Annotated in this window: 10 protein-coding genes; 4 read left to right on the top strand and 6 right to left on the bottom strand. The window is 67.7% G+C overall.

The features are described from left to right. Nucleotides 1–816: LysR family transcriptional regulator (locus JHC79_RS18445; RefSeq protein WP_296393537.1), on the top strand; the 816-nt coding region annotated here is incomplete at its 5' end. Here the strand turns inward: JHC79_RS18445 and JHC79_RS18450 are convergent. The 3 genes from JHC79_RS18450 to JHC79_RS18460 are packed head-to-tail and all read right to left on the bottom strand — an operon-like array spanning nucleotide 813 to nucleotide 2,239. Then, nucleotides 813–1,229 (bottom strand): DUF732 domain-containing protein, encoded by a 417-nt coding sequence (locus JHC79_RS18450; protein ID WP_296393538.1) that lies wholly within the window; start codon nucleotides 1,227–1,229, stop codon nucleotides 813–815. The two genes, JHC79_RS18445 and JHC79_RS18450, sit on opposite strands and share 4 nt — an antisense overlap. After that, nucleotides 1,226–1,474, bottom strand: a complete 249-nt coding sequence (locus JHC79_RS18455) for a hypothetical protein (RefSeq protein WP_296393540.1) — start codon at nucleotides 1,472–1,474, stop codon at nucleotides 1,226–1,228. Before JHC79_RS18455 ends, JHC79_RS18450 begins: the two co-directional genes overlap by 4 nt. Before the next feature lie 51 nt (nucleotides 1,475–1,525). After that, nucleotides 1,526–2,239 carry a hypothetical protein gene (locus JHC79_RS18460; RefSeq protein ID WP_296393542.1) on the bottom strand — a complete coding sequence of 238 codons (714 nt, stop codon included), beginning with the start codon at nucleotides 2,237–2,239 and terminating at the stop codon, nucleotides 1,526–1,528. Nucleotides 2,240–2,352: 113 nt separating this feature from the next. Here JHC79_RS18460 and JHC79_RS18465 point away from each other — a divergent pair, with 113 nt between their 5' ends. After that, nucleotides 2,353–3,825, top strand: a complete 1,473-nt coding sequence (locus JHC79_RS18465; RefSeq protein ID WP_296393543.1) for an MFS transporter — start codon at nucleotides 2,353–2,355, stop codon at nucleotides 3,823–3,825. Nucleotides 3,826–3,871: 46 nt separating this feature from the next. Then, nucleotides 3,872–4,471 (top strand): DinB family protein, encoded by a 600-nt coding sequence (locus tag JHC79_RS18470; RefSeq protein ID WP_296393545.1) that lies wholly within the window; start codon nucleotides 3,872–3,874, stop codon nucleotides 4,469–4,471. A 39-nt stretch (nucleotides 4,472–4,510) separates the two neighbouring features. Here JHC79_RS18470 and JHC79_RS18475 read toward each other — a convergent pair whose 3' ends face one another. Continuing rightward, a complete protein-coding gene (locus JHC79_RS18475; protein ID WP_296393547.1) occupies nucleotides 4,511–5,095 on the bottom strand; it encodes a hypothetical protein in 585 nt (194 codons plus the stop codon). A 127-nt stretch (nucleotides 5,096–5,222) separates the two neighbouring features. On the opposite strand from JHC79_RS18475, the gene JHC79_RS18480 reads away from it, so the two are divergent. Beyond that, nucleotides 5,223–5,738 carry a DUF4442 domain-containing protein gene (locus JHC79_RS18480; protein WP_296393549.1) on the top strand — a complete coding sequence of 172 codons (516 nt, stop codon included), beginning with the start codon at nucleotides 5,223–5,225 and terminating at the stop codon, nucleotides 5,736–5,738. On the opposite strand, the gene JHC79_RS18485 is transcribed toward JHC79_RS18480, so the two are convergent. Both JHC79_RS18485 and JHC79_RS18490 read right to left on the bottom strand, forming a co-directional pair. Next, nucleotides 5,724–6,347 carry a DUF305 domain-containing protein gene (locus JHC79_RS18485; protein ID WP_296393552.1) on the bottom strand — a complete coding sequence of 208 codons (624 nt, stop codon included), beginning with the start codon at nucleotides 6,345–6,347 and terminating at the stop codon, nucleotides 5,724–5,726. The two genes, JHC79_RS18480 and JHC79_RS18485, sit on opposite strands and share 15 nt — an antisense overlap. Then, nucleotides 6,344–7,891 carry a hypothetical protein gene (locus tag JHC79_RS18490; RefSeq protein ID WP_296393553.1) on the bottom strand — a complete coding sequence of 516 codons (1,548 nt, stop codon included), beginning with the start codon at nucleotides 7,889–7,891 and terminating at the stop codon, nucleotides 6,344–6,346. The genes JHC79_RS18485 and JHC79_RS18490 overlap by 4 nt, the downstream gene beginning before the upstream one ends. Nucleotides 7,892–8,034: the final 143 nt, after the last annotated feature.

The following is an 8,034-nucleotide window of genomic DNA, read 5'->3' on the forward strand; positions in this document are numbered from 1 at the left end:
CTCGTGGTGTCGCAGTCCGCGGTGAGTCGGGCGATCGCGTCGCTCGAGAGCGAGATCGGCGTCCCGTTGTTCACGCGCCGCGGTCGGGTGAACGAACTCAACCGCTTCGGCTTCGCCTTCCGCGATTCCACACGAGATGTGGCTCGCAGCATCGACATCGGGGTCTCGACGGTGCGCGAACTCGCCGGTGCAGCGGCCGGCACGGTGTCGGTGGGATTCCTGCACTCACTCGGGGCCACGGTGGTCCCGCGGGCGATCCGCGAACATCGACGCACCCATGAGGCAGTCGAGTTCGAGCTCCATCAGAATTCGGGTCGCGACGTCATCAGCCGACTCGCGGGCGGGGTGACCGATCTGTGCATCAGCGTTCCGGGCCTGTTCGCCGACGTGCTCGACGTGGCGTGGGCGCCGCTGTACACCGAGCAGTTGCTGGTCGTGGTGCCGCTGGGACATCGGTTCGCGACGCGGAAGAGGTTGCGTTTCGCCGATCTCGTCGACGAGTCGTTCGTCGCGCTGGACCGTGAGCACACACTGCGTCATGTGTTCGACAACGCGTGCGTGCAGGCGGGACTGTCACCGCGGATCACCTTCGAGGGGACCGACATCGGCACGCTGCGGGGTCTGGTCGGCGGTGGTCTGGGCGTCGCGCTGCTGCCCCCGGCGCCCGGCCCCCGGGACGACGTGGTGGAGGTACCGCTGAGCGATGCGGGACTGGTGCGGCAGATAGCGGTCGGGTGGGTTCCCGACCGCTATCTGCCGCCGGCCGCCGTCGCCTTTCGCGAGACCCTTCTCGCGATGACGGCGGGCGGTGCCTAGCCGATCAGCTTGCCGGCTTCGGTGGCGCAGTAGAGCGGGACCGCGGTGCGAACGAAGTTGAGCGCCTTGCCCTGGTCGTCGTTGTACTTGTCCTTCACGCTGTCGGCGGCCTCGCTGGCGCTCTTGCCACCCTTGAGGTCCTCGCACACGTCCTTGGCCTCGTCGACCATGTCGTCATCGCTGCCGAACTTGAGGTTCGCGACGCCGAGCGCTGCGACGAATCCGGCGTCGCGGGTGTTCGACGCGGCGTTGCCTGCGGAGTCCGCGGCCTTGGATGCGGCGCTGCCGATGTCGTCGGCCGCGTTGTTGGCGGCGTTCGTCGCCGAATCGGTGGTGCTCTGGGTGTCGGAGTCCGAACAGCCCGCGAGGACCAAGGCGCCGGCCGCCAGCACCGCGATCACGAGTTTCTTCATGTTTGCCCCATAAAGATCAGTATCCGACGTATCTCGTCGGCGGCCATCAGTATCGCCCAGCGGTGTGGCGGCATCCCCGAATGCGACAAACCCGTTACCCGCACGGGCCGTTGCAGCAGTTGTTCTTCGGTCGCCCCTGCGCGGCGATGGTGCACGGTCAGGTCACCATGTGTGGCAACGGCGTCGAGTATCACCCGTGGTTCGGAGTCCTCGATCCCGATGAGGTCGCCGAGGTTGCGCGACATCGTGCTCGTCGATGAGCAATCGGGTCTGGTCTACACGATCGGGTGAGTGGGTCAGTTCAAGATGTTGATGGCGCGCGCGAGCACCATGGCCACCGTCGCGAGAGCGATCACCGATTGCACCGCCATCAGGAGTTTGGCCCAGCGGTGCATCGGCATGGTGTCGGTGGGACTGAAAGCGGTGGCGTTGGTGAAGGACACGTAGAGGTAGTCGGCGAACTGCGGTTCCCAGTCGGGGTCGGACACATCGGGTGTGGTCATCTGGGGGAACAGGAAGTCGGGGTAGCGGCGTAGGCCGGCCGCTCGTGCCGCGGGGCCGCCACGGTCGAGATCCCAGTACCAGAGGCCGAAGACGATGATGTTGGTCAGATACACCGCCCCGCCGGTCGCGAGGAGGGCTGCGGCGGACACCCGGTGGTCTCCGGACACGATCTCCAGCACCAGGCGCACCGCGGAGTACCCGTTGGCCAGGCTCGCCACCGCGATCAGCGTCAGGCTGACCCAGCGCAGGGGAGTGGACACGCGATCGATGCGCAGCGGGTTGGCGGCGACGAGGGTGACGAGCAGGACCGCCTCGATCGCCGGCAGCAGGAATCGCGACGACAGGTTGAGCCGCTCGGGCAGCGCCAGTTGCAGCGCGATGACGGCGACGATCGCCACCGAGGCGGCCCACCGCGGTTCGCCCGCGGTGATACGCCGCCACGCGGGCAGCGCATCGCGCTCGATCCGTCGCCCGAGTCCTCGGTCGTGTTCGTCGCGTTCGGTCACGACCGCGATTGTGCCCGGTCGGGAAAGTAGACTCGGCGGTTTGGCGTGACGCAGCCTTTCGTCCGGATGCCGCCACCCGCATGACCTCCAGACCGAAAGGCGCACAACCGACAATGTCGACACCCGACCTCACGTCCTCCGACGAATCGCAGCCCGACCCAAGGCGGTGGAAGGCGCTCGCGGTGTGTCTGGTCATCGGGTTCATGACCCTGCTGGACGTGTCGATCGTCAACGTCGCGCTGCCGTCGATCGAGAAGGGGATCGGTGCGACGTCGGCCGACCTGTCGTGGGTGGTGTCGGGGTACGCGCTGGCGTTCGGCCTCGTCCTCGTCGCGGCCGGACGGATCGGTGACGCCCGGGGCCGCAAGACGACGTTCATCGTCGGACTGATCGCCTTCGTCGTCGCCTCGGCCGCCTGCGGACTCGCCACCGGTCCTCTGGTCCTGGTGATCGCGCGACTCGTGCAGGGTGTCGCCGGCGGCATCGTGAGCCCTCAGGTGTCGGGGATCATCCAACAGCTGTTCCGGGGTCGGGAACGAGCCAAGGCGTTCGGCTTGTTCGCCGCCACCATCGGCATCTCCACCGCGGTCGGTCCGTTGCTGGGCGGCGTGCTCATCGAACTCGGCGGCACCGAACACGGCTGGCGGTACGTGTTCATGGTCAACATCCCGATCGGCGTCGTGGCACTGGTGGCCGCGATCGCGCTGCTACCGGGGACGCCCGCGGAATCCCGGCAACCCCTGCGCGCCTCGAGTTTCGACCCGGTCGGCATCGTGCTGCTGGGGCTGGCCGTGGTGTCGATCATGCTGCCGCTGGTCCAGGAACAGCAGTGGCAGGGCAACGCCAAATGGCTGTTGTTGATCCCGGCCGCGATCTTCTTCGCCACGTTCTTGCTGTGGGAACGCCGACTCGGCGGCCGCGGCGAGCAGCAGTTGGTGGACCTGCGTCTGTTCTCGCTGCGGTCGTACACCCTCGGCTGTGTCATCGGCATGGTCTACTTCGCTGGTTTCACCACCATCTTCTTCGTCTACACGCTCTACGTGCAGCAGGGGCTCGGGTACTCGGCCCTGCAGGCGGGTCTGGCGGTGACCCCGTTCGCCATCGGCTCAGCGGTGTCGGCCCGGGTGGGCGGCAACCTCGTCGGCCGCTTCGGGCGAGGCCTGGTCGCGACCGGCTTGGCGATGGTCGTCGTCGGGATGGTCGGAGCCGTGCTCGCCTCGTTGGCCGTGCCCGGTCACGGCGTCGGATGGGCCGCCGCTCTGCCACTGCTCGTGGCAGGCATCGGATCGGGATTGGTCATCTCGCCGAACATCACGCTCACCCTCGACGACGTGCCGGTCGCGCGGGCGGGGATCGCCGGCGGCGTGCTGCAGACGGGACAGCGCATCGGTTCGGCTGCGGGGATCGCGCTGGTGGGTGCGGTGTTCTTCGCGCAGGTGGCCGACTCTCCGGGCGACTCGGCGCCGGCTTTCCAGATCGGGATGTCGGTGGCCGCGGGCCTCACCGCGGTCGCACTGGTGATCGCGCTCGTGGACGCACTGGGAGCGCGCTCTGATTCGGCCGAAAAATCCCCCGCTGCGGTCTGAGGTATCGAGGACCGTAACTGTCCTCAATCTGGGACATGCTCATCTCATGACGATCACCGAGCACCAGGGAGCCAACACCATGACCACCACCATCGAGATCGACGACGAGCGCACCGAATTGCTCGCCGAGTTGGCCGTCGCACGGGCAGTTCTGCTCGGAACCGTGCAGGGCCTGACCGACGAGCAGCTGGGCCTGCGCCCCACGGCCAGCGCACTCTGTCTCGGCGGGCTGATCAAGCACGTCGCCTCGACCGAGACCGCGTGGATGCGGTTCGTCACCGAGGGCACCTCCGGGATGGAACTGGCGCTGCCCGAGGGTGTCACCTGGGAGGACCTCATGTCGGGGACCGCACAGACCTACCCGCAGTGGGCCATCGACCGCCAGAACGAGTTCGAGATGCTTCCCGACGACAGCCGGGCGGACGTGATCGCCGACTACGAGCGGGTCGCCGCCGCGACCGAGGCCGTGATCGCCGACGCCGGTGACCTGTCGCGGAAGTCACCGTTGCCGTCGGCGCCCTGGAATGAGCCCGGCGCGCAGTGGAGCGTCCGTCGGGTGCTGATCCATCTGGTCGCCGAGACCTCGCAGCACGCGGGCCATGCCGAGATCATCCGCGAGAGCATCGACGGTCACACCACCATGTGAGGCGGTGCGGCGTCGCGCGCGTGCAGCGGGGCTGCCCGGTCAGGCGCCGCATTCCGGTGAGGGTGTCCGGGGCAGGCACCAGATGATGGTGCTCGGACGGGGCGCGGGTTGTGACACCTCGAGAACTCGATTGCCGGTCTCGCCGGTCGCGTAGGTCGCCGTGACCGTGAGTCCCTGCGTGGGGTGGTGGTAGAGCCCGACGCCGTACTGACGGATGAGCCGCTGGTAGGTGATCGAGATCCCCTGCGCGGTCGGTTGCCATGTGACGGCCCAGTTCTCGCTGTCCACGGCGCCGTCGCCCTCGAGCAGCGCTCCCGTTCGATCCGCGGCGAGGTCGAGGGTGCTCGAGTGGCGTTGGTAGTGACCCACATACGTCGACGCATCGGGCGTGCCCTGCTCGTCGGTGCCTTGCTCGATGGGGGGTTCGGTGCTGGTGACGGTCTCGGTGACGACGGGCGGATCGGTGGTGGTCGGCGGTGTGACGGTCGAGGGAGCCGCAGCGGTACGTGTCACGGTCACCACCGACGTCGCGGTCGACGCCGAATCGTCAGGTGAGCCGCATGCTGCCAACCCGGCGACCGCTGCGGCGACGGCAACGGTCCGAACGATCGAGCGTGTCCTCATGTGGTCTCCGATCGGGAGGGGCGCGAACGGTGTGGTGGAGCTGTCGTACAGTCGAACGGAATCGTTACCGTGACGCACGACGTGTCGAGCGTTCGACCTACAGCAGGATGGGCCGACAATGGCGGGTGTGAACAACAACAAGACCGTCTTCCACGGCTGGCTCTTCAAGCCGTCGAGGTTCCGCCTGCTGGTCGGGCTCTACCCGCCGCTGCTCGGAGCGGGTGTGCGCGTCTCGCACATCGCCGACGACTGGACCTCCGGCGCCATCACGGTCCGCGTCTACCCGTGGACGGCCAACCTGCACGGCGCCGCGTTCGGGGGAGCGCTGTTCTCGGCCACCGACGTCCTCTACGGGATGATGCTGGCGGCCCAGCTCGGTCGCCGCTTCGAGGTGTGGACCAAGGCCGCGAGCATCGATTTCGTGGCCCCGGGCCGCGGTCGGCTCGAACTGCGCGTCGACCTCCCGCACGACGAGGCCGAGCGTATCCGCGAACAGGCCACCCGTGACGGCGTCACGCAGGTCGTCCACCACGTCGACATCGTCGATGCCACCGGCACCGTGGTCGCCGGTGCCGATCACACCATGCGGATCAGGTTGCGCAACAACGACACCGCCCGCTCGATCCCCTCAGGCAAACGGTAACGGCGCACCGCCACGGGCGGTCAGCAGCGTCACCATCAGATCCACCTCATTGCTCTGCTCGTCCTGCATCTGCGTCGCGGTGGCGGTGACCGAGGAGTTGTGACCGTGCTGGCGCACGTACTGCGCCATGCTGATCCCGCCCTGATGGTGCCGGATCATCAACTGCAGGAACCGGATCTCGTTGGCGACGCCGGTCGTCTCGTGCAGCGCGGTCAGCTCCGCGTCGTCGGCCATCCCCGGCATCATCGCCGACCCGGTGTGATCGGAGTGCTGAGCATGCTCCGATCCCATCCAGGCCATCGGCGTGGGCGACTGTTCGGGCTCACCGGCCGCCTGCAGCCACCCGCGCATCTGCCCGGTCTCGGCGAGTTGGGTGCCGGAGATCTGATCGGCGACGGCGCGGACCTCCGGCGCCGCCTGCGGTGAGAGCTGCCCGACGATGGTGATCGCCTGCTGGTGATGGGCCAGCATGTCCTGGGCGAAACCGACGTCGACACCGCTCAGGGCAGGCGCCGCATCGTCGGCACTCGCGTTCCCGATCATCACGCCGACGATCATCGACACCCCGGCCGTGAGGGCGACGATGCACAACGCCCAGCGTTGCCTCACCGCGACGTCCCTGCGCGCGGATCGATCCGCAGCGCGAGGAAGCCGTTGTCCGAGCAGGTCACGTAGAGCAGGTCGCCACGGAATTGTGGCGGTGACATGCACCAGTCCGCGGTCATGTCGACGCCGATCAGTCGGGACCGATCGTTGACGATCCCGGTCAGCGGTGCCTGCCCCTGCAGGATCGCCCGACCGAGCGCCGCGGTGCCGATGATGGGCGGTGCCGCGATGTTGGCGAGTCCGGCGTGGATGGAGTTGGTCAGGGTGGTGAACGTCTTGCCCACCTGCGCGGCGGGGTTGTAGTACCCGATCTCCCGGAAGCGGTCGGGGTCGCTGATGTCGAAGAGGCGGATACCGGACTGGATCCAACCGCAGGCCATCCGGCGCGGATCGACCGGACGGTCCACCGAGCAGTAGTGCGACTCGTAGGCGAATGGCCCGTTGCCGCCGGCGCTGGCCACTGCCCGCGTCTGATTCCTCGGCAGGTTGATGGCCAGCTTGATGACGTTGCGCAACGTCAGGTTCGATGAGCGTGTGGCGTCGAACAGCTTCGCTCCGCCCGAACCCGCCTCGTCCATCGAGAACACGTGTGGCTTCCCGCGGTAGGTGACGTAGATGGTGTGCTGGGTGATCTGCCCGTCGGTCCAGAACTTCTGCCCGATGTGCGGCGCCAGGCGGGAGACGATCGTGCGTGGCTTCCGGTTCTGGATCGCGGAGACGTCGATCATGGTCAGTCCGGCGAGGTTCGACAGGTACATGGTCTCACCGTCGGGGGTGAATCCCATTCCGTGCGCGGAGATCCCGGTGACGCCGCTCCACACCACCATCGGCCGACTCGGGTCGGTCAGGTCGACGGCACTGATGTAACCCGGTGCGACGCCGGACGCCCAGTACGTCTTGCCGTCGGGGGAGAAGTCGCCCTCATGCGTGGTGATCGGTATCGGCATGGTCAGCCGGCTGCCTGCCCCGCGGTTCAGGAGGCGTGGGTGGGCGCAATCGGTGGCGATGTCGTACACCGAGATGTATCCGGCGCCCTCCAGGATGCCGACCGCGGTACCCACGAGCAGGCCGCGGGCCTCGTTGACCTTCAACGACTCCCAGGTGCCGCCCAACGCCGCGGGCTCGTTCAGGACGGCCGTGCGCGCCGGGCGGGCGGGATCGGACGCGTCGATCACGTTGACACCGGCGGGCTTTCGGTTGAGCAGGTTGGTCGGGAAGCTGGTGCCGGTGTAGGTGCACTGCTTGTAGGACGCGCTGGTGATCCCGGTGCCCTCGTTCTGAAGCTGTCCGACGAGGTCGATGTTGCAGTTGTATCCGCGCCTGCTCCGGCCACTCTTGCGGTCGGCCAGCGGTACCTCGCCCTGCACCCCGGTCTCGACCCGGTCGCCGGGCCGACACTGCGCCTGCGAGACCGAGGTGGGCCAGACATCGGCGAAGTCGTCGTATCCCGGCGGCGCCTTGGCGACGGCGAGTGTCGTACTCGAAGCGAACACCGCCACCACGATGGCGATGACCGTGGTCCAGCGGCGGATGGGTGTGACGAACACGGCGAGCCTCCCGAATGGCTTCTCATCAGATGTGCGAATCGAGCACCGGTGATCCGGTGACCGACCGCAGCACCTCACCCGTACGGATGTGCGCCGCGTCACACACCCGGAGAGTGTCATTTCCCAATGGCAGGATGTCAACC

Origin of the sequence: Williamsia sp., assembly GCF_016462415.1 — a bacterium.
GTDB lineage: Bacteria > Actinomycetota > Actinomycetes > Mycobacteriales > Mycobacteriaceae > Williamsia_A.